Origin of the sequence: Comamonas terrae (assembly GCF_001544075.1) — a bacterium.
Classification (GTDB): Bacteria; Pseudomonadota; Gammaproteobacteria; order Burkholderiales; family Burkholderiaceae_C; genus Comamonas; species Comamonas terrae.
In genome coordinates, this window is the sequence record NZ_BCNT01000028.1 from 13,225 (window position 1) to 38,059 (window position 24,835).

General features: G+C 64.8%; 26 protein-coding genes and 4 tRNA genes. 19 read left to right on the forward strand and 11 right to left on the reverse strand.

What is annotated here, in order from left to right:
- Nucleotides 1-165 precede the first annotated feature (165 nt).
- The 3 genes from lipA to Cte04_RS21295 all read right to left on the reverse strand — a co-directional run bounded on the left by lipA (nucleotide 166) and on the right by Cte04_RS21295 (nucleotide 2,350).
- On the reverse strand, nucleotides 166-1,146 hold the full coding sequence (gene lipA / locus Cte04_RS21285; protein ID WP_066483839.1) for a lipoyl synthase: 981 nt from the start codon (nucleotides 1,144-1,146) through the stop codon (nucleotides 166-168).
- A gap of 155 nt (nucleotides 1,147-1,301) precedes the next feature.
- The gene (lipB, locus tag Cte04_RS21290; RefSeq protein ID WP_370671043.1) at nucleotides 1,302-2,018 is read right to left on the reverse strand and encodes a lipoyl(octanoyl) transferase LipB; all 717 of its coding nucleotides are present in this window, start codon (nucleotides 2,016-2,018) and stop codon (nucleotides 1,302-1,304) included.
- Between the two features lie 11 nt (nucleotides 2,019-2,029).
- Complete coding sequence (locus tag Cte04_RS21295) at nucleotides 2,030-2,350, reverse strand: YbeD family protein (protein WP_066483840.1); 321 nt, start codon at nucleotides 2,348-2,350, stop codon at nucleotides 2,030-2,032.
- 424 nt (nucleotides 2,351-2,774) lie between these two features.
- On the opposite strand from Cte04_RS21295, the gene Cte04_RS21300 reads away from it, so the two are divergent.
- The 9 genes from Cte04_RS21300 (at nucleotide 2,775) to Cte04_RS21340 (ending at nucleotide 9,984) form a co-directional block, all read left to right on the forward strand.
- Nucleotides 2,775-3,245, forward strand: coding sequence for an ATP synthase subunit I (locus Cte04_RS21300; RefSeq protein WP_066483841.1), 471 nt, complete (start codon nucleotides 2,775-2,777; stop codon nucleotides 3,243-3,245).
- A gap of 20 nt (nucleotides 3,246-3,265) precedes the next feature.
- Nucleotides 3,266-4,129: a F0F1 ATP synthase subunit A gene (gene atpB / locus Cte04_RS21305; RefSeq protein WP_066483842.1), complete on the forward strand. Its 864-nt coding sequence runs from the start codon at nucleotides 3,266-3,268 to the stop codon at nucleotides 4,127-4,129.
- A 48-nt stretch (nucleotides 4,130-4,177) separates the two neighbouring features.
- Nucleotides 4,178-4,429 (forward strand): F0F1 ATP synthase subunit C, encoded by a 252-nt coding sequence (gene atpE / locus Cte04_RS21310; RefSeq protein WP_003059376.1) that lies wholly within the window; start codon nucleotides 4,178-4,180, stop codon nucleotides 4,427-4,429.
- A 35-nt stretch (nucleotides 4,430-4,464) separates the two neighbouring features.
- Complete coding sequence (locus Cte04_RS21315) at nucleotides 4,465-4,935, forward strand: F0F1 ATP synthase subunit B (RefSeq protein ID WP_066483843.1); 471 nt, start codon at nucleotides 4,465-4,467, stop codon at nucleotides 4,933-4,935.
- An 11-nt stretch (nucleotides 4,936-4,946) separates the two neighbouring features.
- A complete protein-coding gene (locus Cte04_RS21320; protein ID WP_066483844.1) occupies nucleotides 4,947-5,486 on the forward strand; it encodes a F0F1 ATP synthase subunit delta in 540 nt (179 codons plus the stop codon).
- Between the two features lie 46 nt (nucleotides 5,487-5,532).
- Nucleotides 5,533-7,092 carry a F0F1 ATP synthase subunit alpha gene (gene atpA, locus Cte04_RS21325; RefSeq protein WP_066483845.1) on the forward strand — a complete coding sequence of 520 codons (1,560 nt, stop codon included), beginning with the start codon at nucleotides 5,533-5,535 and terminating at the stop codon, nucleotides 7,090-7,092.
- A gap of 18 nt (nucleotides 7,093-7,110) precedes the next feature.
- Entirely contained in the window at nucleotides 7,111-7,977 is an 867-nt protein-coding gene (gene atpG / locus Cte04_RS21330) for a F0F1 ATP synthase subunit gamma (RefSeq protein ID WP_066483846.1), read from the forward strand.
- A gap of 34 nt (nucleotides 7,978-8,011) precedes the next feature.
- A complete protein-coding gene (gene atpD / locus Cte04_RS21335; protein WP_066483847.1) occupies nucleotides 8,012-9,421 on the forward strand; it encodes a F0F1 ATP synthase subunit beta in 1,410 nt (469 codons plus the stop codon).
- Nucleotides 9,422-9,567: 146 nt separating this feature from the next.
- The gene (locus Cte04_RS21340; protein ID WP_066483848.1) at nucleotides 9,568-9,984 is read left to right on the forward strand and encodes a F0F1 ATP synthase subunit epsilon; all 417 of its coding nucleotides are present in this window, start codon (nucleotides 9,568-9,570) and stop codon (nucleotides 9,982-9,984) included.
- 189 nt (nucleotides 9,985-10,173) lie between these two features.
- On the opposite strand, the gene Cte04_RS21345 is transcribed toward Cte04_RS21340, so the two are convergent.
- On the reverse strand, nucleotides 10,174-10,440 hold the full coding sequence (locus tag Cte04_RS21345) for a hypothetical protein (protein ID WP_066483849.1): 267 nt from the start codon (nucleotides 10,438-10,440) through the stop codon (nucleotides 10,174-10,176).
- Nucleotides 10,441-10,638: 198 nt separating this feature from the next.
- Between Cte04_RS21345 and Cte04_RS21350 the strand changes: the two genes are divergently transcribed.
- A complete protein-coding gene (locus Cte04_RS21350) occupies nucleotides 10,639-11,295 on the forward strand; it encodes a DUF1294 domain-containing protein (RefSeq protein WP_066483861.1) in 657 nt (218 codons plus the stop codon).
- A 142-nt stretch (nucleotides 11,296-11,437) separates the two neighbouring features.
- Here the strand turns inward: Cte04_RS21350 and Cte04_RS21355 are convergent, their stop codons facing one another.
- From Cte04_RS21355 to Cte04_RS21365, 3 genes are read right to left on the reverse strand one after another with little or no spacing between them, the layout of a single operon-like run.
- The gene (locus Cte04_RS21355) at nucleotides 11,438-11,986 is read right to left on the reverse strand and encodes a TPM domain-containing protein (protein WP_066483850.1); all 549 of its coding nucleotides are present in this window, start codon (nucleotides 11,984-11,986) and stop codon (nucleotides 11,438-11,440) included.
- A 1-nt stretch (nucleotide 11,987) separates the two neighbouring features.
- The gene (locus tag Cte04_RS21360) at nucleotides 11,988-12,908 is read right to left on the reverse strand and encodes a TPM domain-containing protein (protein ID WP_066483851.1); all 921 of its coding nucleotides are present in this window, start codon (nucleotides 12,906-12,908) and stop codon (nucleotides 11,988-11,990) included.
- A 26-nt stretch (nucleotides 12,909-12,934) separates the two neighbouring features.
- Complete coding sequence (locus tag Cte04_RS21365; protein ID WP_066483852.1) at nucleotides 12,935-13,549, reverse strand: LemA family protein; 615 nt, start codon at nucleotides 13,547-13,549, stop codon at nucleotides 12,935-12,937.
- A 152-nt stretch (nucleotides 13,550-13,701) separates the two neighbouring features.
- Between Cte04_RS21365 and Cte04_RS21370 the strand changes: the two genes are divergently transcribed.
- The 3 genes from Cte04_RS21370 to Cte04_RS21380 are packed head-to-tail and all read left to right on the forward strand — an operon-like array spanning nucleotide 13,702 to nucleotide 16,053.
- On the forward strand, nucleotides 13,702-14,463 hold the full coding sequence (locus Cte04_RS21370; protein ID WP_066483853.1) for a Rossmann-fold NAD(P)-binding domain-containing protein: 762 nt from the start codon (nucleotides 13,702-13,704) through the stop codon (nucleotides 14,461-14,463).
- Nucleotides 14,464-14,468: 5 nt separating this feature from the next.
- On the forward strand, nucleotides 14,469-15,467 hold the full coding sequence (locus tag Cte04_RS21375; protein ID WP_066483854.1) for a YheT family hydrolase: 999 nt from the start codon (nucleotides 14,469-14,471) through the stop codon (nucleotides 15,465-15,467).
- 4 nt (nucleotides 15,468-15,471) lie between these two features.
- A complete protein-coding gene (locus Cte04_RS21380) occupies nucleotides 15,472-16,053 on the forward strand; it encodes a DUF2946 family protein (protein ID WP_066483855.1) in 582 nt (193 codons plus the stop codon).
- Nucleotides 16,054-16,142: 89 nt separating this feature from the next.
- On the opposite strand, the gene Cte04_RS21385 is transcribed toward Cte04_RS21380, so the two are convergent.
- The 4 genes from Cte04_RS21385 to Cte04_RS21400 form a co-directional block, all read right to left on the reverse strand.
- Complete coding sequence (locus tag Cte04_RS21385; protein WP_066483856.1) at nucleotides 16,143-17,012, reverse strand: c-type cytochrome; 870 nt, start codon at nucleotides 17,010-17,012, stop codon at nucleotides 16,143-16,145.
- Nucleotides 17,013-17,207: 195 nt separating this feature from the next.
- Nucleotides 17,208-18,647 carry an efflux transporter outer membrane subunit gene (locus Cte04_RS21390; RefSeq protein ID WP_066483857.1) on the reverse strand — a complete coding sequence of 480 codons (1,440 nt, stop codon included), beginning with the start codon at nucleotides 18,645-18,647 and terminating at the stop codon, nucleotides 17,208-17,210.
- The gene (locus tag Cte04_RS21395; protein WP_083526795.1) at nucleotides 18,640-21,795 is read right to left on the reverse strand and encodes an efflux RND transporter permease subunit; all 3,156 of its coding nucleotides are present in this window, start codon (nucleotides 21,793-21,795) and stop codon (nucleotides 18,640-18,642) included. Before Cte04_RS21395 ends, Cte04_RS21390 begins: the two co-directional genes overlap by 8 nt.
- A 14-nt stretch (nucleotides 21,796-21,809) precedes the next feature.
- The gene (locus tag Cte04_RS21400) at nucleotides 21,810-23,144 is read right to left on the reverse strand and encodes an efflux RND transporter periplasmic adaptor subunit (protein ID WP_066483858.1); all 1,335 of its coding nucleotides are present in this window, start codon (nucleotides 23,142-23,144) and stop codon (nucleotides 21,810-21,812) included.
- Between the two features lie 219 nt (nucleotides 23,145-23,363).
- Between Cte04_RS21400 and Cte04_RS21405 the strand changes: the two genes are divergently transcribed.
- From Cte04_RS21405 to Cte04_RS21430, 6 genes are all read left to right on the forward strand, one after another.
- Entirely contained in the window at nucleotides 23,364-23,984 is a 621-nt protein-coding gene (locus Cte04_RS21405) for a TetR family transcriptional regulator (RefSeq protein WP_066483859.1), read from the forward strand.
- A gap of 77 nt (nucleotides 23,985-24,061) precedes the next feature.
- Nucleotides 24,062-24,137: transfer RNA gene (locus Cte04_RS21410), tRNA-Arg, on the forward strand.
- An 81-nt stretch (nucleotides 24,138-24,218) separates the two neighbouring features.
- Nucleotides 24,219-24,304 (forward strand) — tRNA-Tyr (locus Cte04_RS21415).
- A 55-nt stretch (nucleotides 24,305-24,359) separates the two neighbouring features.
- Nucleotides 24,360-24,433: transfer RNA gene (locus tag Cte04_RS21420), tRNA-Gly, on the forward strand.
- 43 nt (nucleotides 24,434-24,476) lie between these two features.
- A tRNA-Thr gene (locus Cte04_RS21425) sits at nucleotides 24,477-24,551 on the forward strand.
- Between the two features lie 78 nt (nucleotides 24,552-24,629).
- The coding region (locus Cte04_RS21430; RefSeq protein ID WP_083526564.1) for a GTP-binding protein at nucleotides 24,630-24,835 on the forward strand (206 nt) is incomplete at its 3' end.

Genomic DNA, 24,835 nt, shown 5'->3' on the forward strand with positions numbered 1-24,835 from the left:
TTTGCATAGCGGCTGACGCTGGAACTGCAAGGCATTCAGGGCATAAATGATTCAGGATGACGGCAGGGCCTGCGCAAGCAGCTCTGCTTTTTTATTGCCTTCGCTGGCTTGCCCATGAAAAAAGCCCGCGGCAGCGGGCTTGGTGTGCGGGGCGCTGGGCGGCAATCAGACGCCGGCGGCATGCGCCTGCTGGTCCGCGTGGTAGCTGGAGCGCACCATGGCGCCCACGGCGGCGTGCGTGAAGCCCATCTTGTAGGCTTCTTCCTCGAACATCTTGAACGTGTCCGGGTGCACATAGCGGCGCACGGGCAGGTGGCTGTTGGTCGGCGCCAGGTACTGGCCGATGGTCAGCATGTCGATGTCGTGCGCGCGCATGTCGCGCATCACCTGCAGGATTTCCTCGTCGGTCTCGCCCAGGCCCACCATCAGGCCGCTCTTGGTCGGCACGCCGGGGTGCAGCGCCTTGAACTTCTTGAGCAGGTTCAGCGAGAACTGGTAATCCGAGCCGGGGCGCGCCTCCTTGTACAGGCGCGGAATCGTCTCGAGGTTGTGGTTCATCACATCGGGCGGCGCGGCCTTGAGGATCTCGAGCGCGCGGTCGTCGCGGCCGCGGAAGTCGGGCACCAGGATCTCGATCTGGGTCTGGGGCGACAGCTCGCGGATGTTCCTGATGCACTCCACGAAGTGGCCCGAACCGCCGTCGCGCAGGTCATCGCGGTCCACGCTGGTGATCACCACATATTTCAGGCGCAGCTGGGCGATGGTCTTGGCCAGGTTCAGCGGCTCGTCCGCGTCCAGCGGATCGGGGCGGCCGTGGCCCACGTCGCAGAACGGGCAGCGGCGCGTGCACTTGTCGCCCATGATCATGAAGGTGGCCGTGCCCTTGCCGAAGCATTCGCCGATGTTGGGGCAGGAGGCTTCCTCGCAGACCGTGTGCAGCTTGTTCTCGCGCAGGATGTCCTTGATCTCGTAGAAGCGCGTGGTGGGCGATCCTGCCTTCACGCGGATCCACTCGGGCTTCTTCAGCACCTCGGCCTGCTCCACCTTCACGGGAATGCGCGAGAGCTTGGCCGCCGCCTTCTGCTTGGCCAGCGGGTTGTAATCGGCTTGGGACTGCGCTTCGCGCACGACTTCATTGGTACTCATGATTTCTCGCTTCAATCTTTCAATGCGCTTTGCGCGACCCACGACGCACGAAACCGGCAAAGCCTGAGCCCGGAGGCGCCGGGCAAGGAGCGCCCCGCAGCGATGGGCTGCCCCCTCAAGAGGAAGCTGCGTAGCGGCTCAGGGCCCTGCCAATTTCATGGGGAGAGCCGCGCTTGCAGCTGTCGGCCGAGCACATGCGCGGCCTCGTCCCAGGTTGTCTGTACGCCGATTGTAGAAAGATCCACCGTTTCCAGTCCTGCGTATCCGCAAGGATTGATTCGCGAATAGGGTTCCAAATCCATGCAGACATTGAGGGCCACTCCGTGGTAGGTGCAATGGCGGCTGACCTTGATGCCCAGCGCCGCGATCTTGCCCAGGCCCTCGAAATGCGGCTCGGGCGCGGCGCTGCCGGGCTCCCGGTGCTGCGGGCGCTGCTCCAGCACGGCGTGGCTGCGCGGATCGGCCAGGCGCACATAGATGCCGGGCGCGCCGGCCACGCGATGCCCCGTCACGCCGAAATACTCGAGCGTGCGGATCACGGCATCCTCGAGGCGGTACACGTATTCCTTGACGAAATAGCCCATGCGCTGCAGGTCCAGCAGCGGATAGGCCACGACCTGCCCGGGGCCGTGGTAGGTGACCTGGCCGCCGCGGTTGGTGGCCACCACGGGAATGTCGCCCGGACTCAGCACATGATCGCTTTTGCCTGCCAGCCCTTGCGTGAAGTGCGGTGAGTGCTCGCAAACCCATAGCTCGTCGCGCGTGCCGGCATCGCGCGTGCGCGTGAACTCCTGCATGGCCGCCACGGTGGCTTCGTAGCCCGTGCGGCCCAGGATGCGCAGATCCATGGGCGCGGCGATCGCCTGCGCCATGGCCGCAGCGCTCACAGCACCACCTTGACCATGGGGTGCGAGGTAAAGGCGCGGTACAGATTGTCCAGCTGTTCGCGGCTGGTGGCCGTCACGGTCACTGTCACGCCCAGGTACTTGCCGGTGCTGCTGGGGCGCAGTTCCACCGTGCTGGCGTCGAAGCCGGGGTCGAACTGCTCGGCGATCTTGGTGATCTCGTGCACCAGGTGCTCGTTGTGCTCACCCATCACCTTGATGGGGAACTGGGATGGATATTCGATCAGCGAGTCCTTGCGCGGATCTTCCGCTGCCTCGGATGCGGCTGTCGGAGAGGTGGGAGGGGTTGTGTCGCTCATATAAATGTCCCTGGAGATGATGCTTTGGTAACTATGGCAGCCCGTGAGCCGGCCTGCCATGCGGAGCCCGGCTGGCACCGGATGGCAAGGCATAGGCTGCCGCCGATTGTGCGCTCTGCGCAGACTGCCTGGGCGCGTGCCGCGAGGGTTGTCCGGCCGGTTGTGCGCAGCGCGGAAATGCAAAAACCCTCGGTGGCTGCGGGCATTTCCGGGCAATGGCAGTTGCACTTGGTCCACACTTGCGGCGCTATCCAGGGCGGAACCTGCCACTGTTGGCAGGGTGCGACATGTACTTGTGGCCTAAAGACCTTTTACGCACGGCAGTGACAACCCCTAGCGTTAATCAGGGGGTTTTTACTTATAATCAGAGGCTTTGTAAAAAAGTCTTGTCCGGTTTCTGTCAGCTTGGTGGCGCCCAATAAGCATGAAAAACATTGCCGCCGAAACACAGGATGAGGATGAAGTCGAAGACTTCAAGCCCCTTTCCGCGCAAGAGGCGCAGGCTTGGCGCATGCGCTTTCCGCAGGTGTCCGTATGGCGCATTGTCGCGGTGCAGGCCCTGGTGGGGCTGGCGGTGGCGCTGCTGGCCTGGGGGGTGACAGGACGTGCGGTTGTGGGCTGGTCGGCCGGTTATGGTGCCTTGGCCGTCGTGCTGCCCGCGGCGCTGTTTGCAAGAGGCGTGGCACGCCAGCGGCCGGGAGGCGCCGGGGCGGCCATGGTGGGAATTTTCGGATGGGAATTGGTCAAGCTGGTGCTGTGCATCGCCATGTTGGCGGCTGCGCCCAGGCTGATTCCCGGCCTGAGCTGGCTGGCGCTGCTGACCGGCTTGATTGTTGTGATGAAAACGTATTGGATCGCGCTTCTGGTGCGGTCCGGTGTCCAAAAAACCGATTGATATTTGAGAGAAGTTGACCGATGGCCGCAGAAGCGCACGCACCAACTGCAAGTGAATACATCGTTCACCACTTGCAACACCTCCAGAACATCAAGCAGAAGTCCATCGTGGACTTCTCCGTGATCAACATGGACTCGATCGCCGTCAGCGTCATCCTGGGTCTGCTGGGTCTGTTCGTCATGTGGCTGGCTGCGCGCAAGGCCACTTCCGGCGTTCCCGGTCGCTTCCAGGCCGCCGTGGAAATGCTGGTCGAGATGGTGGACAACCAGGCCAAGGCCAACATCCACAACGCCCAGTCGCGCAAGTTCATCGCTCCGCTGGCCCTGACCGTGTTCGTCTGGATCTTCCTGATGAATGCCATGGACATGCTGCCCGTGGATCTGCTGCCCGTGCTGTGGCAGCACGGCACCGGCGACCACCACGCCTATCTGCGCGTCGTGCCCACGGCCGACCTGTCCACCACGCTGGGCCTGTCCTGCGGCGTGCTGGTGCTGTGCCTGATCTACTCCGTCAAGATCAAGGGCGCAGGCGGCTGGGCGCATGAGCTGGTGACCGCTCCGTTCGGCACCTCCAAGAATCCGATTTTTGCTGTGATCCTGGGTGTCGTGAACCTGGCGATGCAGATCATTGAATACGTTGCCAAGACGGTTTCGCACGGCATGCGACTGTTCGGCAACATGTACGCTGGTGAGTTGGTGTTCATGCTGATTGCCCTGATGGGTGGCGCAGCGGCTATGTCGCTCTCTGGTGTGTTGCTCCCCGTGGGGCACATCATTGCGGGCTCTATCTGGGCGATCTTCCACATTCTGATCATCACCCTGCAGGCCTTCATTTTCATGATGCTGACGCTGATTTACCTCGGCCAGGCACATGAAGCTCACTGACCTTTCCTTTTCAACCTTTCAACCTTCCCTTCATCTCTAGGAGTCATCATGGAAAACGTTCTCGGTCTCGTCGCTCTGGCTTGTGGTCTGATTGTTGGTCTGGGCGCTATCGGCGCTTCGATCGGTATCGCGCTGATGGGTGGCAAGTTCCTGGAATCCTCGGCTCGCCAGCCTGAGCTGATCAACGAACTGCAAACCAAGATGTTCATCTTGGCCGGTCTGATCGACGCCGCCTTCCTGATCGGCGTGGCCATCGCCCTGCTGTTCGCTTTCGCCAACCCCTTCCAACTGGTGGCCTAAGCTCCGATCAACGCCCTAAATAGAAAGGTGTTGCCGTGAGTATTAACGCGACCCTGTTCGTTCAGCTCGTTGTCTTCCTGATCCTGGCGCTGTTCACGATGAAGTTCGTGTGGCCCCCGATCGCGAAGGCACTGGATGAGCGAGCCCAGAAAATCGCCGATGGCCTCGCTGCTGCCGACAAGGCCAAGTCTGAACTGACCGCTGTGAACAAGCGCGTCGAGCAGGAGTTGTCCGCTACGCGCAACGAGACAGCATCGCGGCTTGCGGACGCCGAACGCCGTGCCCAGGCCATCATCGAAGAGGCCAAGGCCCGTGCAACCGAAGAGGGCAACAAGATTGTTGCTGCTGCCCGCGCCGAAGCCGAGCAGCAGACAATCGCCGCCCGCGAAGCCCTGCGCGAGCAAGTGGCTGTGCTGGCCGTCAAGGGTGCCGAGCAGATTCTCCGCAAGGAAGTCAATGCCGGCGTCCACGCCGACCTGCTGAACCGCCTGAAGACCGAGCTGTAAGGAAGAGCAAAATGGCAGAACTCGCCACCATTGCCCGCCCTTACGCCGATGCGCTGTTCAAGGCCAGCACCGAGCAAGGTGCTGACCTGTCCAGCACTGTCGCCTGGGCGGAGGAATTGGCGGCGATTGCCGCCAACCCGCAACTGAGCCAACTGGCCGACGATCCCAACGTCACGCACGAGCAGCTGTTCGACGTGATCACGGGCGTGGCCGGTTCGGCGTTGCCGGATGTCGCGCGCAATTTCCTGCGCGTCATCATTGAAAACGGCCGTCTGGCAGCCCTGCCGGAGATGGCTGCGCAACTGCGCGGCCTCGTCAACCGTGCTTCCGGCTCCTCGGACGCTGTCGTGCAAAGCGCATTCCCGATCGATGCCGCAGCTCTGGCCGAGCTGGGCGTCTCGCTGGAAAAGCGTTTCGGCCGCAAGCTGAACCTGACGGTTGAGCAAGATCAGTCCCTGATCGGTGGCATTCGCGTCGTGGTGGGTGACGAAGTGCTGGACACCTCCGTCAAGGCCCGCCTGGAACAAATGAAAGCGGCCCTCACCGCGTAATGCGCGCTTGAGGTCTCGGCTAAACACAAGAAAGAAGGAAAGAGTCATGCAACTCAATCCCGCAGAAATTTCTGAATTGATCAAGAGCCGCATCGAAGGGCTGGCTGCTAGCACTGACGTCCGCAACCAGGGCACCGTGGTCTCCGTGACCGACGGTATCGTGCGCGTGCACGGCCTGTCGGACGTGATGGCTGGCGAAATGCTGGAATTCCCCGCAGGCGCCGACGGCCAAGCCTCCTTCGGCTTGGCTCTGAACCTGGAACGCGACTCCGTGGGTGCCGTGATTCTGGGTGCTTACGAGCACATCAAGGAAGGCGACATCGTCAAGTGCACGGGCCGCATTCTGGAAGTGCCCGTGGGCCCCGAGCTGGTCGGCCGCGTGGTGAACGCCCTGGGTCAGCCCATCGACGGCAAGGGCCCGATCAACGCCAAGATGACCGACGTGATCGAGAAGGTCGCTCCCGGCGTGATCGCCCGCCAGTCCGTGGACCAGCCTCTGCAGACCGGTATCAAGTCCATCGACTCCATGGTGCCCGTGGGCCGTGGCCAGCGCGAGCTGATCATCGGCGACCGCCAGACCGGCAAGACGGCCGTGGCCATCGACGCCATCATCAACCAGAAGGGCCAGGGCGTTACCTGCATCTACGTGGCCATCGGTCAGAAGGCTTCGTCGATCAAGAACGTGGTGCGCGCTCTGGAGCAGTCCGGCGCAATGGAATACACCATCGTCGTGGCGGCCACCGCTTCCGAATCCGCTGCCATGCAGTACGTGTCGGCCTACTCGGGCTGCACGATGGGCGAATACTTCCGCGACCGCGGCCAGGATGCCCTGATCGTCTATGACGACCTGTCCAAGCAGGCCGTGGCCTACCGCCAGGTTTCGCTGCTGCTGCGCCGTCCCCCGGGCCGCGAAGCCTTCCCCGGCGACGTGTTCTATCTCCACAGCCGTCTGCTTGAGCGCGCCGCTCGCGTGAATGCCGACTACGTCGAAGCCTTCACCAAGGGCGAAGTCAAGGGCAAGACCGGCTCGCTGACAGCTCTGCCTATCATCGAAACACAGGCTGGCGACGTGTCTGCCTTCGTTCCCACGAACGTGATTTCGATTACCGACGGCCAGATCTTCCTGGAAACCAACCTGTTCAACGCCGGTATCCGCCCCGCCATCAACGCCGGTATCTCGGTGTCGCGCGTCGGCGGCTCGGCCCAGACCAAGCTGATCAAGGGCCTGTCCGGCGGTATCCGTACCGACCTGGCGCAGTACCGTGAACTGGCTGCGTTCGCGCAGTTCGCTTCCGATCTGGACGATGCAACCCGCAAGCAGCTGGACCGCGGTGCCCGCGTGACCGAACTGCTCAAGCAGGCCCAGTACTCGCCCCTGAGCACTGCCTTGATGGCCGTGTCGCTGTTCGCAGTGAACAAGGGCTTCATGGACGACATCGAAGTCAAGCAAGTGCTGCCCTTCGAAGCCGGCCTGCACCAGTTCCTGAAGACCAGCCACGCTGCGCTGCTGGACCGCCTGAACCAAAACCGTGCTTTCGACAAGGAAGGCAAGGACGAAGCCGAATTGACCGCTGCCATCGCTGCGTTCAAGAAGTCGTTCGCTTAAACCGGACGAGGAGCCAACATGGCAGCAGGTAAGGAAATACGCGGCAAGATCAAATCGGTGGAAAACACCAAGAAGATCACCAAAGCCATGGAAATGGTGGCTGCATCCAAGATGCGCAAGGCGCAGGACCGGATGCTGGCTGCCCGCCCCTACAGCGAAAAAATCCGCAACATTGCCGCCAACCTTGGTCAAGCCAACCCCGAGTACGTGCATCCGTTCATGCAGGTGAACGATGCCAAGAAGGCCGGCGTCATCGTGGTGACGACGGACAAGGGGCTGTGCGGCGGCATGAACACGAACGTGTTGCGTGTCGTCACGACCAAGCTGCGCGAAATGCAGGATGCGGGTGTTTCGACGGAGGCAGTGGCCATCGGTGGCAAGGGACTGGGTTTCTTGAACCGTGTTGGCGCCAAGGTCGTCTCCCATGCCACAGGCCTGGGCGACACGCCTCATCTCGACAAGCTCATCGGGCCTGTCAAGGTGCTGCTGGACCAATATGCCGAAGGCAAGCTGAGCAAGGTGTACGTGGCGTACACCAAGTTCATCAACACCATGAAGCAGGAATCGGTGGTGGAGCAGCTGCTCCCCCTGTCGTCCGAAAAATTGCAAGCCGAGAAGACGGGTGCATCCTGGGAATACATCTACGAGCCCGACGCCCAGAGCGTCATCGACGAGCTGCTGGTTCGTTACGTGGAATCCCTCGTGTACCAGGCTGTTGCGGAAAACATGGCGTCCGAGCAATCGGCGCGCATGGTGGCCATGAAGGCCGCCACCGACAACGCCGGCAACGTCATCAGCGAGTTGAAGCTGGTCTACAACAAGACGCGCCAGGCAGCGATCACGACCGAACTGTCGGAAATCGTGGCAGGTGCCGCCGCTGTGTAAACGGCTTTAACAGACAAACAGATTGGAGCAAAGAATGGCTCAAGTACAAGGCAAGATTGTTCAATGTATCGGCGCCGTGGTGGACGTGGAGTTTCCCCATGGCCAGGTGCCCAAGGTGTATGACGCCTTGAAGCTCGAAGGCTCGGCCCTGACCCTGGAAGTCCAGCAGCAGCTGGGCGACGGCGTGGTGCGTACCATTGCCCTGGGTTCTTCGGACGGCCTCAAGCGTGGCCTGATGGTCACCAACACCGGCAACCCCATCACCGTGCCCGTGGGCAAGGCCACCCTGGGCCGCATCATGGACGTGCTGGGCAACCCCATCGACGAGCGCGGTCCCGTGGACCAGACGCTGACGGCTGCCATCCACCGCAAGGCTCCCGCATACGACGAACTGTCGCCTTCGCAGGAACTGCTGGAAACCGGCATCAAGGTGATCGACTTGGTCTGCCCGTTCGCCAAGGGCGGCAAGGTGGGCCTGTTCGGCGGCGCCGGCGTGGGCAAGACCGTGAACATGATGGAGCTCATCAACAACATCGCCAAGGCCCACAGCGGTCTGTCGGTGTTCGCCGGTGTGGGCGAGCGTACCCGTGAAGGCAACGACTTCTATCACGAAATGTCGGACGCTGGCGTGGTGAACCAGGAGTCGCTGAACGACTCCAAGGTGGCCATGGTCTACGGCCAGATGAACGAGCCCCCAGGCAACCGTCTGCGCGTGGCGCTGACCGGCCTGACCATGGCCGAGGCGTTCCGTGACGAAGGCAAGGACGTGCTGTTCTTCGTGGACAACATCTACCGCTACACGCTGGCCGGTACCGAAGTGTCCGCTCTGCTGGGCCGCATGCCTTCCGCCGTGGGCTACCAGCCCACGCTGGCCGAGGAAATGGGCCGCCTGCAAGAGCGTATCACCTCGACCAAGGTGGGCTCGATCACCTCGATCCAGGCCGTTTACGTGCCTGCCGACGACTTGACCGACCCCTCGCCCGCCACGACCTTCGCCCACCTGGACTCCACCGTGGTGCTGTCGCGTGACATCGCTTCGCTGGGTATCTACCCCGCCGTGGACCCGCTGGACTCCACCAGCCGCCAGCTGGACCCCCAGGTGGTCGGCGAAGAGCACTACTCCGTGGCCCGCGCCGTGCAAGGCACGCTGCAGCGCTACAAGGAACTGCGCGACATCATCGCCATCCTGGGCATGGACGAACTGGCTCCCGAAGACAAGCTGGTGGTGGCCCGCGCCCGCAAGATGCAGCGTTTCCTGTCGCAGCCCTTCCACGTGGCCGAAGTGTTCACCGGCGCGCCCGGCAAGTACGTGCCCCTGGCCGAAACCATCCGCGGTTTCAAGATGATTGCCAACGGCGAGTGCGACCACCTGCCCGAGCAAGCCTTCTACATGGTTGGCACCATCGACGAAGCCTTCGAGAAGGCCAAGAAGCTGGCGGCCTAACCAAGGCTCCCCCTGAGCGGCTGCGCCGCTTCCCCCTCTGTAGAGGGGGACGACGCTCTCGCTGCGGGGCGGCCCTTGCTTAGCGTCCCTGAGCTGGGCCATGCCTTTTTTAGGAATCAGCCCTTAACCTTTTCTGAGGAGCAAAGATGAACACCATCCACGTTGATGTGGTCAGTGCCGAAGAGTCCATCTTCTCCGGTGAAGCGCGCTTTGTTGCCCTGCCCGGTGAAGCCGGCGAGCTGGGCATCTATCCCCGCCACACGCCACTGATCACGCGCATCAAGCCCGGTTCGGTGCGCATCGAATTGCCCGATGGCAGCGAAGAGTTCGTCTTCGTGGCCGGTGGCATCCTCGAAGTGCAACCCAACTGCGTGACCGTGCTGTCCGACACTGCCATCCGCGGTGCCGATCTGGACGCCGAAAAGGCTGAGCGCGCCAAGGCCGAAGCCGAGGAAGCGCTGAAGAACGCCAAGAGCGAGATCGACCTCGCGCGTGCGCAATCCGAGCTGGCCATCATGGCCGCCCAGATCGCCGCGCTGCGCAAGTTCCGCCAGAAGCGTTGACCGGCCCGTGCCGGGCCTGGGTCCGGCACGCCGACACGAAAAAGCCGCCATTGCTGGCGGCTTTTTTCATGCCTGCTCGGTTTTCAGGAGCTGTATACGCCTGATCTGCCATGGTTTGAGGGCTGCAGGCCTCTCAAGCCGCGGAGGGCAGGGCGACGGCAGCTCATCAAACCATAGCAACCCGGCCGTTCAATTGCAGCTGGCCTGGTAGGCGTAGACCACCGAGTTGTCCTGGGGGTCCACGTGGCGGGACTTGCGGATGACGGCCTTGCCCGGGTCGTCGCACAGCGCGCGCACCTGCGCCTCGCACTTCTTGGGGTCGTCCTGCTTGAGCTTGCAGCTGAGCACATAGTCGTACTCCTGCGGCGTTTCGGCGCCGCGCGGGCTGATCGAGGAGCAAGCGCTCAGTGCCAGGGCGGCGCTGACGACGGCGAGGGAAAACAGGGTTTTCTTCATGCTTGGTCTTTCGTTGGGAAATGTTTTTTCGGAATGCCGTGACGCTAACACAGAGTGCCCTGCTGTTGGCTTTTTCCGGCGCAGGACAGGCGCGCATTCTGCGGCATGCACAGGCACATTTGCATACGCGTGTCGGTCTGCCGGCCTGGGCCGGTTTGCGACAATGCCGGGCTTTGAGCCCTTGTGGAGCAGCACAGCATGCGGTTTGCCGGCACCCTGGCGCAATGGAACGACGAGCGCGGCTTCGGCTGGATAGAGGCCGACGGCGGCGAGCGCGTGTTTGTGCACATCAGCGCGTTCGAGCCGCGCCCGCCGGCCGGCCATCGCCCGCGCGTGGGCCAGCGCCTGCAGTTTGGCGTGGGCGTGGAGCAGGGCAGAAAACGCGCCGAGCAGGTGGCTTGGCGCGCGAGCGGGGCGATGGCCGCGGCGGTGCCGCACAGGCCGGATCCGGCCGGCCGCCACCAGGCCGCTGCGCAACGCGGCGGCTGGCATCTGCCGGCGCGCCTGGGCTACGGTGCGCTGTGCGCTTGGCTGGCGGCATTGCTGGCCGTGAACCGGGCCTGGGGTGTGCCGCCGCTGCTGTGGCTGGTCTACGCAGTGCTTGGCGCCTTCACCTTCATGGCCTATTGGCGCGACAAATCGGCGGCGCGGCATGGCCGCTGGCGCACCCCCGAAAGCACTTTGCAGCTATTGGCGCTGCTGGGCGGCTGGCCGGGTGCAGTGCTGGCCCAGCAATGGCTGCGCCACAAGTCGAGCAAGGCCAGCTTCCAGGCCACGTTCTGGCTGATGGCCGCGCTCCACGTTGCGGCCGTGCTGTGGCTGTGCTCGCCGGCTGGCCGGCAACTGCTGCGCTGAGCCTGGGATTGTCAAAGTAGTAGCGTCTGGCGCTTGCCCTCTATAGGCTTTGAGGCTTGTTTGCCTGAAATCCGAGGGCCATGGCGAGGTGGCAGCTATCCATACGGTAGCTGCCATGCCACGCATGCGAAGGCATGCGGCCTTACTGCGCCTTGCCGGGCAGATGCCGCTCGACCACGGGTGCATCGGGCAGGCCTGCATGGCCGCCTGAAGACGCAGTGCCCGGCCGGCTGGGGAAGTGCGTTTCGAGCTGGCGGCTCACGCGCTCCAGCGCCGACATCAGCCCGATGTGGAAATGTCCGCCCTTGAAGGCCGACTGCATGTCGCTGATGAGCGTCTGCCATTGCTCATCGCTCATGGTGCGGTGCAGCGCGCGGTCGGCCACGATTTCGATGGCATGGTCGGCCAGCAGCAGGTAGATCAGCACGCCGTTGTTGTGCTCGGTATCCCAGACGCGCAGCTTGCCGAACATGGACAGTGCGCGCTGGCGGGCCGTGGCGTCGTGCCAGATATAGCTGAACGGCAGCCCGGCCTCCACGCAGATGCGTACCTGGCCGGTGTGGCGCAGCTCGCTGTGCGCGATCAGCGTCTCCAGCTCCTGCAGCGCATGCGGCGGCAGGGCCTTGCGCAGATGCATCTCGGTCCAGCGGTGCCGCACCAGCCGTGCCAGTCGATGGAAAACATGGGCCATGTCACCAGTCTCCCGAGGCGCCGCCGCCGCCAAAGCTGCCCCCGCCGCCCGAGCTGAAGCCGCCGCCGCCCGAAGAGCTCCAGCCGCCGCCACTGCTGCCGCTGCTCCAGCCCCCCGAACTGCCGCTGCTGATGTAGGGGCCGCCGCCGATGCGCGACAGATTGGACAGCAGGGTGATGAGCAGGCCGAAGAAGGCCGCCATGCCGGCAATCAGCAGGCTGCTGGTGACGAAGAAAGCCGCCGCGCCGGCCAGGCCTGCGACTACCAGCGAGCCCAGCCCGCGTCCGAAGATGGAGCGCGCCAGCGCAATCGCCAGCGGGAAGCCGAAAAACAGCAGCGGCAGCAGAAAGTCGGCATAGTCGCCCATCGAGCGGGCCGGGGCAGCAGAGCGCGGCGCGGGCGCCGGCAGCTCCTCGCCGCGGATCAGCAGGGACAGCTGATCGATGGCGGCCGACAGGCCGCCCGCATAGTCGTCCTGGCGAAAGCGCGGCTTCATGGCCTGGTCGATGATCTGCGCGGCCTTGATGTCGGGAACCGCACCCTCCAGGCGCCGCGCCACTTCGATGCGCATGCGCCGGTCGTCCTTGGCCACGACGATGAGCAGGCCGTCGCCGATGTCGCGGCGGCCGATCTTCCAGTCCTGGGCCACGCGGTTGGCATAGCCGGCAATGTCCTCGGGCGCCGTGGTCGGCACCATGAGCACCACGACCTGGGCGCCCGTGCCGTCCTCCAGCGCCTTGAGCTGCTGCGACAGCCGCTGTTGCGCATCGGCGCCCAGCGTATGCGTCTGGTCGATCACGCGGCCAGCCAATGCGGGCACGGGCAGGCGCTGCGTGCCCGCGGTCTGCGCCTGGACGGGCAGCAGCCACAGCCAGGCCAGCAGCAGGGCGGCCAGGGCTCTCCAGAGGGGCAGGGGCGGCATGGTCAGGCAGCGGCCGTGTTGCGCGCTCAGGGCTTGGCCGGCTGGGCAGGGGCGGAGAAGTCCACCTTGGGCGGCTGGGAGATCTGTGCCTCGTTCTGCACGGTGAAGTTGGGCTTGACCGCGTAGCCGAAGACCTTGGCCGTGATGTTGGTCGGGAAGCTGCGCGCCAGCACGTTGTAGGCCTGCACGGTGCCGATGTAGTCGTTGCGCGCCACGGTGATGCGGTTTTCCGTGCCCTCGAGCGTCACGCGCAGGTCGCGGAAGGCCTGGTTGGCCTGCAGCTGCGGATAGCGCTCGGACACTGCCATCAGGCGCGACAGCGCGCTGGAGAGCTCACCCTGGGCCTGCTGGAACTTGTTGAAGGCCTCGGGGTTGTTGATCAGCTCGGGCGTGGCCTGGATGGAGGTGGCCTTGGCGCGCGCCTCGATCACCCGGGTCAGCGTGTCCTGCTCGAAGCTGGCTTCGCCCTTGACCGTGGCCACGATGTTGGGTACCAGATCGGCGCGGCGCTGGTATTGGTTGAGCACCTCGCTCCAGGCCGCCTTGGATTTCTCGTCCAGGCGCTGGAAGTCGTTGTAGCCGCAGCCGGTCAGGGAGAGCAGCGACGCAGCCGTCGCGAACCAGAGGAGCCAGCGTTTCATGGGAGCTTCTTTCCTGCGCGATAAGAGGATTGGAACGATAGCACATCGTTTTTGCGCGGATTTGGCGGCGGCAGCTGTGCTTGGAGTGGGAGAAAACGCACAATGCGCAAAAACGCTTCTGTACTGCCCCAGCCTTTCCGACTCCCCTGTCCATGACCACCGTGAACCCACTGCAAGCGCTGCGCGCCGCACAGTGCCCGGCTCCCCGGGCCGCCGCATTGCCGCGGCTGCTGCTGGCCGGGGCGACCGGAGCGCTGGGCAACGAGGTGCTCAACCGGCTGGCGGGCGGCCAGCGTTATGCGCAGGTGCGGGTGCTGGCCCGCGAGCCCTATGCCGCAGCCATGCGCGGCGTGCAGCTGCAGCAGGTCCCGCCGGCCGAGCCTGCGCAATGGCCGGCGCTGGCAGTGCACATGCCGGCCGAGGTCGGCGTGGTCATGTTCGAGCCCCCGCGCACTTTCCACCAGCGTGAGCGCGCACTCTGGACGCCCGAGCCGCAGCAGCTCAAGGCCCTGGCGCAATGGATGCGCGGCTGCGGCGTGCAGACGCTTGCCGTGGTGCTGCCGCACGACATGGGCAGCCTGCCCCAGGCCATCAAGCGCGGCCTGGCCAATCTGGACGAGCAGGCCGTGGCGGCGCTGGGCTTCGAGCGGTTGATCTTCGTGCGCTCGGCGCGCGCGGCGCAGCGGGCCACCCCCCGGCACTGGCTGCAGCGGGTGGCGCGCATGATGTTCTCGGCGCTGAGCTATATGGTGCCGGACCAGGAACGGCCGGTGCGGCCCCTGCACGTCGCGCGGCTGGTGGATGCCGCGCTGCAGAAGGCGCCGCCCGGCATCCATGTGGCGGCGCCCGAACTGGTCTGGCGCGCGGCGCAGCGCGACGGCCTGGATGCGGCACTCCAGGCCTGGCTGGAGTAGCGGCAATGCAGGATTTCCGTGCGCCCTGGTGGCAGCCCGGCGGCCATGTGCAGACCATCTGGTCGGCCCTGTATGCCCGCAGGCAGCAGCGCCGCCATGCCGTGCGCTGGCAGCGCCGGCGCTGGGAGACGCCCGACGGCGATTTCATCGATCTGGACTTTTCCCTGCCCATGGCCTTGCCGCAGGCGCCGACGCTGGTGCTGTTCCATGGCCTGGAGGGGTCTTCGGCCAGCCACTATGCGGTGGCGCTGGCCCAGGTCTGCGCAGATCGGGGCTGGCAACTGGTGGTGCCGCATTTCCGGGGCTGCAGCGGCGAGCCCAACCGCCTGCCGCGCGCCTACCATTCGGGCGATGCCGACGAGCTGGACTGGATTCTGCGCCGCCTGCGCCATGGAAGCGGCGGCGATCTGCTGGCCATGGGCGTGTCGCTGGGCGGCAATGCGCTGGCGCTGTGGGCCGGCAGGCAACGGGAAGCAGCGCGGGAGGTGGTGCGAGCCGCCGCCGTGGTCTGTGCGCCGCTGGACCTGGTGGCCGCGGGCAGGCAGCTGGGGCAGGGCCTGAACCGCCGGATCTACACGCGCATGTTCCTGCGCACGCTGGTGCCCAAGGCGCTGGCCAAGTGGGAGCGGTCGCCGGGCCTGTTCGACCGTGATGCCCTGCTGCGTGCCCGCGATCTGCATGCCTTCGACGACATCTTCACAGGGCCGGTGCACGGCTTTGCGGACGCCGACGACTATTGGCGCCGCGCCTCGGCCAAGCCATGGCTCGGTCAGGTGGCCGTGCCGCTGCTGCTGCTCAATGCGCGCAACGATCCCTTCGTGCCCGCGGCCAGCCTGCCGACACGCGCGCAGGTCAGCCCGGCCGTACAGTTATGGCAGCCCCGGCATGGCGGCCATGTGGGTTTTTCCAGCGGCGCCTGGCCCGCCCATGTGCTGGCCATGCCGCGGGCCGTGACCGCCTGGCTGGCCCAGTGGCTGGCGCCGGCGCAGGACATCAAGGAGTAGAGCAATGGATGACATCGTCAGGCAGGCCATGGCCAAGTGGCCCCATGTGCCGGCATGCTACGGCTGGCTGGGCCTGGACGCGCGCGGCCAGTGGTGGCTGCGCGATGCCCAGGCCCAGGCCTGCGGCGGCTTTGCCAGTGGCCGCGCAGGCGCCCGGGGCACGCTGCTGCGCCATGAGAAGCTGATCGACTTCATCGGCCGCAACTACGACGCCGACGCACGCGGCTGCTGGTATTTCCAGAACGGGCCGCAGCGCGTCTTCGTGGAACTGGAGGCAGCGCCCTGGGTATGGCGGCTGCGCTGCACCGAGGCGCAGCTGGAGCTCACGGCCCATACCGGCGCGCTGCTGGCGGCAGCGGATGTGCAGCAGGCCGTGCTGGACGACCAGGGCCATCTGTATCTGCTGCTGCCGCGGGGCCTGGGCCTGGTGCACTCGCAGGACATGGACGATGCGGCCCGGGCGCTGGAGCGCGGCTGGCTTGCCGAGCCCGAGGAATTGCCCCGCAGCGTGCTGGCGGAGCGCTTTGGCTACCGGCAAAGCCCGCAGGCGTTGGAGCAGGCGACTGAGATGCTTCCGGATAGATAGCTGTCAGCGCTTGCTGCATGGGCGCTGGAGCATGATTTGACAATGAAAAAACCGGCCGCAGCCGGTTGGGAAGATGGTGTGGGACAGGCCTATTTGGCGTTGTCCACCATGTACTGGATGGCGGCCTTGAAGTCGGCATCGGAGGCGCTGGAGCCACCCTTGGGAGGCATGGCGCCAATGCCTTGCGTGGCCTTTTGCACCATGGTGTCCATGCCCTGGGCAATGAACGGTGCCCAGGCCGCCTTGTCGCCGAACTTGGGCGCACCTGCCACGCCGCTGCCGTGGCAGGCCACGCAGGTCGTGTTGTAGAGATCCTTGCCGGCACTGGAGGCCGCTGCGGGCGCAGCCGGCGCTGCGGCTGCAGGAGCTGGCGCAGCGGCATTCTCTGCCGGGGCCGGAGCGGCCGCAGGCGCCGGTGCAGGCGCTGCAGGTGCTGCCGCCGCGTCGGTCGGCGCCGCGGCCGTACCGCCCGCCGGGGCGCTGGGTTCGGGGAAGCTGGCGCCTGCGGCATTGGCCATGTAGACCACGCCCCGGGCGATTTCCGTGTCGTTGAACTCGCCGCCGCCCTGGGCAGCCATGGCGCCCTTGCCGGCCAGGGCGGAGTGGACCAGCGTGTCCAGGCCCTGCTTGATGCGCGGACCCCAGGCCGCCGAGTCCTGGAATTTGGGTGCACCGGCGGCGCCGGTGGCGTGGCAGGCCGAGCACTGGGCCTTGAAGACTTCCTCGCCGCTGCGCAGCGGGCGGTTGGCATCGCGGATCTCGATGGAGCCCACCTTCTGCAGGCGCACGGCCTTGGCCCGCTCGGCCTGGCTGGAGCCGGCACCCGTGGTGTCGGATGCGGTCACGAACTTGACCAGACCGATGATCACGAAGACGGGGATCACAAAAGCGAATAAAACGGCAAGCAGAAGCTGTTTGGGGTTCTTGATCGGCCCGGTATGGGCGTGTTGTTCGCTCATGAAGTCCTCTGTGTTTGCGTGGGCTGGAATTGGAAAAACATTATATGGGTGGGGTTTTACAAAGACACTGGACGACGACCCGGGTTGACGGCGGCGCCATAAAGGGCTTGCGCTGGATCAAGCCCCCGGCGGTTTGCCTGTTTGCCGCCATGAAAAAAGGCGCCTGGAAGGCGCCTTGCGGGAGGACGAAGCCGCTTATTGCGCTGCCGCGTCCGGGGTGGCTGCCGCCGCCGTGGGCGGGGGTGCGGGCTCGGTCCAGCCGCCGCCCAGCACCTTGTAGAGGTTGACCTGGTTCTGCAGCTGGGTCAGGCGTGCCTGCACCACGGCCTGTTCCAGGGCGAACAGCGAGCGCTGGGCGTCGAGCAGGTCCAGGTAGCTGGCCACACCGTTGGTGTAGCGCAGGTCGGACAGCTTGTAGCGCACGTTTTCCGCTTCGAGCTGGCGCTGCTGGGCCGCCAGCTGGTCCTGCAGCGTCTCGCGGCTGACCAGCGCGTCGGCCACTTCGCGGAAGGCTGTCTGGATGGCTTTCTCGTACTGTGCGGCCGCGATCTGCTCGCTGACCTTGGCGGACTCCAGGTTCGCGCGGTTGCGGCCGGCGTTGAAGATGGGCAGGTACAGCGAGGGCGTCAGCGAGAAGGCCTTGGAGCCGGACTTGAACAGGTCCGACAGCTCGGGGTTCACGAAGCCGGCCGAAGCCGTCAGCGTGATATTGGGGAAGAAGGCCGCGCGTGCGGCGCCAATGCTGGCATTGGCGGCGATCATGCTCTGTTCGGCCTGGCGCACGTCGGGGCGGCGCAGCAGCAGGTCCGAAGGCAGGCCCGCCGGTACGTCGGCCAGTGCCGGCAGGTCCGAAAGCTTCTTGCCCTGCAGACTGCCCAGCAGCTCGGGCGGTACCGTCTGGCCCACCAGCAGCGTCAGCGCATTGATGTCCAGCTCGCGCTGGCGCGTCTGGCGTGCCAGCGTGGCGCGTGCGTCCTCGGTCAGCGACTGCGCCTGGCGGTAGTCCAGCTCGGAGGCCACGCCCGTATCCAGGCGCAGCTTGGCCAGCTTGATGGACTCCTCGCGGGTGTGCAGCGTGCGGCGCGAGATGGCAAGCAGCTCCTCGTCGGCCTGCAGGCCCAGCCAGGCGTTGGCGACCGAAGCCACGAGGCTGATCTGCGCGGCCTTGCGGCCCTCCTCGGTGGCCAGGTACTGGGCCAGCGCCTGCTCCTTGAGACTGCCGATGCGGCCCCAGAAGTCAATCTCCCAGCTGGGCATGGACAGGCCGGCCATATAGGTGTTGACGTACTGGCCCGTGGTCGTGCTCGGCGCGCGGCTGACCGAGGCCGCCACGCCGAATTCCGGGAACTGTGCGGCCCGCTGGATCTGGTACTGGGCGCGGGCCTTGTCGATATTGAGCACGGCCACGCGCAGATCGCGGTTGTTCTCCAGCGCCAGGCCTATGACCTGCTGCAGGCGCTGGTCGGTGAAGAACTGCTGCCAGGGGATATCGGCCGCCGCCAGGGCGCCGGCCTCGGTGGCCACGGGGTAGCTTGCCGGCACCGGCGCGGCCGGCTTGTCGAGCTTGGGGATGAACGAGCATCCGGTGGCCAGCAGTGCGCCGGTCAGCAGGGTCGGGATGAGTTTCTTAGTCATGGTTGATGCCTCCATGCGTTGCCGCCGGGGCTGCAGCCGGAGCCGGTGGCGGCGTCTTGCTGCCGAACAGCTTGCGCACCACCACGAAAAAGACGGGTACGAAGAACACCGCAAGGAAGGTGCCGGTCACCATGCCGCCGAGCACGCCGGTGCCGATGGCGCGCTGGCTGGCCGAACTCGCGCCCGTGGCGATCACCAGCGGCACCACGCCCAGGCCGAAGGCCAGCGAGGTCATGATGATGGGGCGGAACCGCAGGTGGGCCGCTTCCAGCGCCGCGGCCATCAGGCTCTTGCCTTCGGCCTGCAGGTCCTTGGCGAACTCGATGATCAGAATCGCGTTCTTGGCCGACAGGCCGATCACCGTGACCAGGCCGATCTGGAAGTACACGTCGTTCGAGTATTTGCGCAGCAGCGTGGCCAGCACCACGCCCAGCAGGCCCAGCGGCACGACCAGGATCACCGACAGCGGGATGGACCAGCTCTCGTACAGCGCTGCCAGGCACAGGAACACCGCCAGGATGGCGAACGCATACAGGAAGATGGCCTGGGCGCCGGCGAGTTTTTCCTCGCGCGACTGGCCCGTCCATTCGTAGCCGAAGCCGTCGGGCAGCTTGGCCGCGAGCTTTTCCATCTCGGCCATGGCCTCGCCCGAGCTGTAGCCGGGCGCGGCGGAGCCTTCCAGGCGCATGGCCGGATAGCCGTTGTAGCGCACGGTCTGCTGCGGACCCTTGATCCACTTGGTGGTGGCAAAGGTGGACAGCGGCACGGCGTCGCCCTTGGAGTTGCGCGCGTTCAGCTGCAGGATGTCCTCGGGCTGCATGCGGGCGGGCGCATCGGCCTGCACCACCACGCGCTGCAGACGTCCCTGGTTGGGGAAGTCGTTCACGTAGGCCGAGCCCAGTGCGGTGGACAGCGCGGCGTTGATGGACGAGAAGTCCACGCCCAGCGCATTGGCCTTGTCGCGGTCGATCACGATCTGCAGCTGCGGAGCATCTTCCAGGCCGTCCGGGCGCACGCCGGTCAGCACCTTGCTCTGCGAGGCCATGCCCAGCAGCATGTTGCGGGCGTTGACCAGGGCCTCGTGGCCGTGGCCCGCGCGATCCTGCAGGCGGAACGAGAAGCCCACGGCATTGCCCAGTTCAGGAATGGGCGGCGGGTTCACCGCGAACACGAAGGCGTCGCGGATGCCGCCGATCGCGCCCATGGTGCGGCCCACCAGGCTGTCCACCGTGGACTGGGGGCTGGTCCGTTCGGACCAGTCCTTCAGCGGCACGAACGCCAGTGCGGCATTCTGGCCCTGGCCGGAGAAGCTGAAGCCCACCACGCTGACCATGTTGGCCACTTCGGGCTGCTGGAGCACGGCGTTCTCCACGGTCTTGACCACTTCCAGCGTGCGTTCCTTGGCGGCGCCCGGGGGCAGCTGCATGTTCACGATGAAGTAGCCCTGGTCCTCGCTGGGCAGGAAGGAGGTGGGCAGGCCGCGGAAGATGACCAGCGCAGCGCCGATGATGGCCGCGTAGAGGCCCAGCATCAGGATGGCGCGCTTGAGCATGCGAGCCACCCAGCCCTCATAGGTCTTGGCAGTGCGCGAGAAGCCGCGGTTGAACCAGCCGAAGAAGCCCTTCTTCTCGTGGTGGTGGCCGGCTTCCACCGGCTTGAGCAGCGTTGCGCACAGCGCGGGCGTCAGCGTCAGCGCCATGAAGGCCGAGAAGGCGATCGATGCGACCATGACGATCGAGAACTGGCGGTAGATGTTGCCGGTGGAGCCCGCAAAGAACGCCAGCGGGATGAACACCGCGATCAGCACCAGGGTCACGCCGACGATGGCGCCCGAGATCTGGCCCATGGCCTTGTGGGCGGCCTCGCGCGGCGGCAGTCCTTCCTCGGACATGATGCGCTCGACGTTTTCCACCACCACGATGGCATCGTCCACGACGATACCGATTACCAGCACCATGCCGAACATGGCCAGCACGTTGATCGACAGGCCCACGGCCAGCATCACGCCGAAGGTGCCCAGCAGCGCGATGGGCACGACGATGGTGGGAATCAGGGTGTAGCGCCAGTTCTGCAGGAACAGGAACATCACCAGGAACACCAGCACCACGGCCTCGACCAGCGTGTGGGCGACCTTCTCGATGGAGATGCCGACGAACTTGGAGCTGTCGTAGGGCACGGTGTAGCTCACGCCCTTGGGGAAGTACTTCTGCAGCTCTGCCATGCGCTTGTGCACGGCCTCGGCCGTGGCCAGCGCATTGCCGCTGGGAGTCAGCTGCACGCCGACGCCGACGGCGTCCTTGCCGTTGAGGCGGGCCGACGTGGCATAGCTCTGGCCGCCGATCTCCACGGTGGCCACGTCCTTCAGGCGCACGGTGGAGCCGTCGACATTCGCGCGCAGCACGATGTTCTCGAACTCCGCCACCGACGACAGCTGGCCGCGCACGGTCACCGTGGCCGCCACCTTCTGGCCCGTGATGTTGGGCAGGTCGCCGATCGAACCGCTGGCCACCTGGGCGTTCTGGCTGCGGATGGCTGCCACCACGTCCTCGGCGGACAGGTTGTAGCCGCGCAGCTTGGCGGGATCGAACCAGATGCGCATGGCTTTTTCGGAGCCGAACAGCTGGGCCTGGCCCACGCCTGGCAGGCGCTGGATTTCAGGAATGATGTTGCGCGATGCATAGTCGCCCAGCGCCACGGGGTCGAAGGCCGGGTCGTCGGAAGACAGCATCACGAACAGCAGGAAGTTGCGTGCGGCCTTGTCCACGCGCACGCCCTGCTGCGTCACCGAAGCGGGCAGGCGCGGCGTGGCGCGGGAGAGGCGGTTCTGCACGTCCACCTGCGCCAGGTCCTCGTTGGTGCCGGGCGCGTAGCTGATGGTGATGCTGCCGGTGCCGTCTGCCTGGGCGACGGACTCCATGTAGACCATGCCGGGAGAGCCGTTCATCTCGCGCTCGATCACCGACAGCACGCTGTCCTCCAGCACCTGCGCGGAGGCGCCGGGATAGGCGGTGTTGATGATGATGGCGGGTGGCGCCACCTTCGGATATTGCGCGATCGGCAGCTTGGTCATCGCCAGTGCACCGATCACGACGATGAACAGAGCGATCACCCAGGCAAAAATGGGTCGATCAATAAAAAACTTGGCCATGGGAAGAGGCCCTCTTACTTCTTGGTTTCAGCGTTGTCGCCGGCTGCGGGCGCGGCAGGCGCTGCGGGAGCCGCTGCCGGCTTGCCCGCATCCTTGTCCGCCGGTGCTGCCGACGGGGCCGGCTTGCCGCCGTTCGGGTTCCATTCCACGGGCTTGACCGGCGTGCCGGGCGGCATCATCTGCAGCTTCTGGAAGCCGTCGACCTGCACCTTCTCGCCGGCCTTCAGGCCGGCAGTCACGATCCACTGGTTGTCCTTGGTGCCGTTGATGGTGATGTTGCGCTTGCTGATCTTGCCGTCGTCGCCGACGATGCTGACCGAATCGCCTTGCTCGGTGCGGGTGACGGCCTGCTGCGGCAGCAGGATGGCGTTGCTGACCTGGGCCTGCTCGATGCGCACGCGCACATACAGGCCCGGCAGCAGGGTGCCCTGGGGATTGGGCACTTCGGCGCGCAGCGTGACCTGGCCCGAGGTCGGGTCCACGGTCAGATCGGTGAACAGCAGCTTGCCGTCATTGCTGTAGGGCGTGCCGTCGCTGAGCATGATCTTCACTTTGGCGGCGTCGGTGCCCGGGGCCTTCTGCAGCTTGCCGTCCTGCAGCGCGCGACGCAGGCGGAAAACGTCGTCCGATGACTGGGTGAAGTTCACATAGATGGGGTTGATCTGCTGGACAGTGGCCAGCTGCGTGGCCTCGCCTTGTCCCACCAGCGCACCTTCCGTGACCAGTGCACGTCCGATGCGGCCCGAGATGGGCGAAGTCACCGTGGCATAACCCAGGTTGACATTCGCATTGGTCACCGCGGCCCTGCCTGCGGCCACCTGGGCCTGGGCGGCCTTTTCATTGGCGACGGCCGTGTCGTATTCCTGCTTGCTGATGGCGTTGGCTTCCACCAGCGGCTTGTAGCGGCGGGCAGTTGCGGAGGCCTGCGCAAGATTGGCTTCCGCCTGGGCCAGCGTGGCCTGGGCGCTTTGCAGATTGGCCTTGTAGGGCGTGTTGTCGATCTGGAACAGGACCTGGCCGGCCTTGACGTCGGAGCCTTCCTGGAACAGGCGCTTCTGGACAATGCCTGCCGCGCGGGCGCGGACCTGGGCGATGCGCGATGCCTCGAGACGGCCTGGCAGGTCGGAGACGATTCCCACGTCCTGGAATGCCACCGTGACCACGCCGACTTCCGGACGCTGGCCCTGCGCCGCCGCCTGCGCCTTTTCCGGTTCCCCTTTCTTGTCGCCGCATGCGGCCAGGCCCAAGGCGGCGATCAGGCTCAGCCCAATGGCCACGGAGCGGGGGTGGAGTACGGCTGCCTTGGACAAGCTTTCGTTTGCCTGGTTTGTTTCATACACGGGATGCATGAACGTCCTTCCGATTGACATTTGAAACGGTGATAAGGCCTGCTGCCAACGCAACAGGCCTGAAGTCGGGAGAGGCAGGGACAGGAGATCCCTTCCAATTTGGTGCGCGATTATACATACATGCATAAATGTATAATTGCACTCATGGCGCCCTAGGAGGGCATTAATTTGTCTTTGTTCGTCGTGTATTGCAAGCGGCGGGGTGAGAAGGGGTAAGAGATGGTTCGTAGGACCAAGGCTGAAGCGGATGAAACCCGTACGAAGCTGCTGGATGCTGCGGAAGAAGTGTTCTTTGAAAAAGGCGTTTCCCGGACTTCGCTGGGCGACATCGCGCAGAGAGCCGGTGCGACCAGGGGGGCGGTGTACTGGCACTTCAAGGACAAGGTGGATGTCTTCTCCTCCATGCTGAGCCGCATCTGCATGCCCTTCGACGAGATCTGTGACGACAAGTATGGCGACCTTGCGCCGCTCGAGCGGCTGCGAGCCTCCATCCAAATGGTGTTCGAGAGCATGGATGGCGACGAGCGCCGTCGCAAGGTGTTCGAGACCGCGCTTTTCAAGATGGAATACGTGGGCGAGCTGGAGGCGGTGAGGGTGCGCCACGTCGAAAGCGCTGCATGCTCCCAGGACAAGTTCGCGCGCGACCTGCTGCTGGCCGCTGAGGAGCAGTCGCTGCAACTGCCCATCTCGGCGCAGGAGGCGGCCCTGGGCTTGCATTCGCTGTTTGTCGGGCTCATACATGGCTGGGTTCTGAATGAGGGCAGTTTCCCGTTGGCCTCTGTCGGGCGTATGTCAGTGGATGTCTATTTGTCCGGACTCGGATTTAAGCTGGCCAACTGATCCCGAGGGGTGTTTTCCCGTGTCATAATGGCGGGATTGAATTGTTGTTGGCCATGCCTAGCGTGACTGACGGATTCGCGGCTGTAGCTCAGTGGATAGAGTATTGGCCTCCGAAGCCAAGGGTCGTGGGTTCGATCCCCGCCAGCCGCGCCAACATCGTTTGGTGGCAAGGTAAAAGAAAAAATCAAATTTCTTTTGCGGTGCAAAAAACGATGCTACAATTCAAGTCTCTTCGGAGGGGTGCCCGAGTGGCTAAAGGGGGCAGACTGTAAATCTGTTGGCTTACGCCTACACTGGTTCGAATCCAGTCCCCTCCACCAGTAATGGTTTAGAAGAGAGATTGCCGGAAGTGGCAGTCGCGTGCAGTAAATCTGTGCGGGAGTAGTTCAATGGTAGAACCCTAGCCTTCCAAGCTAATGACGCGGGTTCGATTCCCGTCTCCCGCTCCAGTTTGCGAGCAAAGATTTTTGAAGCTGCTCTTGCATCTTCATTGCCCATGTGGCTCAGTGGTAGAGCACTCCCTTGGTAAGGGAGAGGTCGCGGGTCCGATTCCCGCCATGGGCACCATTTTCTGGTGCGCTCGCTTTGATAGGGTTGCGCCGAAATCCTGTTGCAGTGATATAGATTTTTTTCGGAGTCGGAAAAATGGCAAAAGAAAAATTCGAGCGCACCAAGCCCCACGTGAACGTGGGCACCATCGGTCACGTTGACCACGGCAAGACCACCCTGACGGCTGCCATCGCTACCGTTCTGTCGAAGAAGTTTGGCGGCGAAGCCAAGGCTTACGACCAGATCGACGCAGCGCCCGAAGAAAAGGCCCGCGGCATCACCATCAACACCGCCCACGTCGA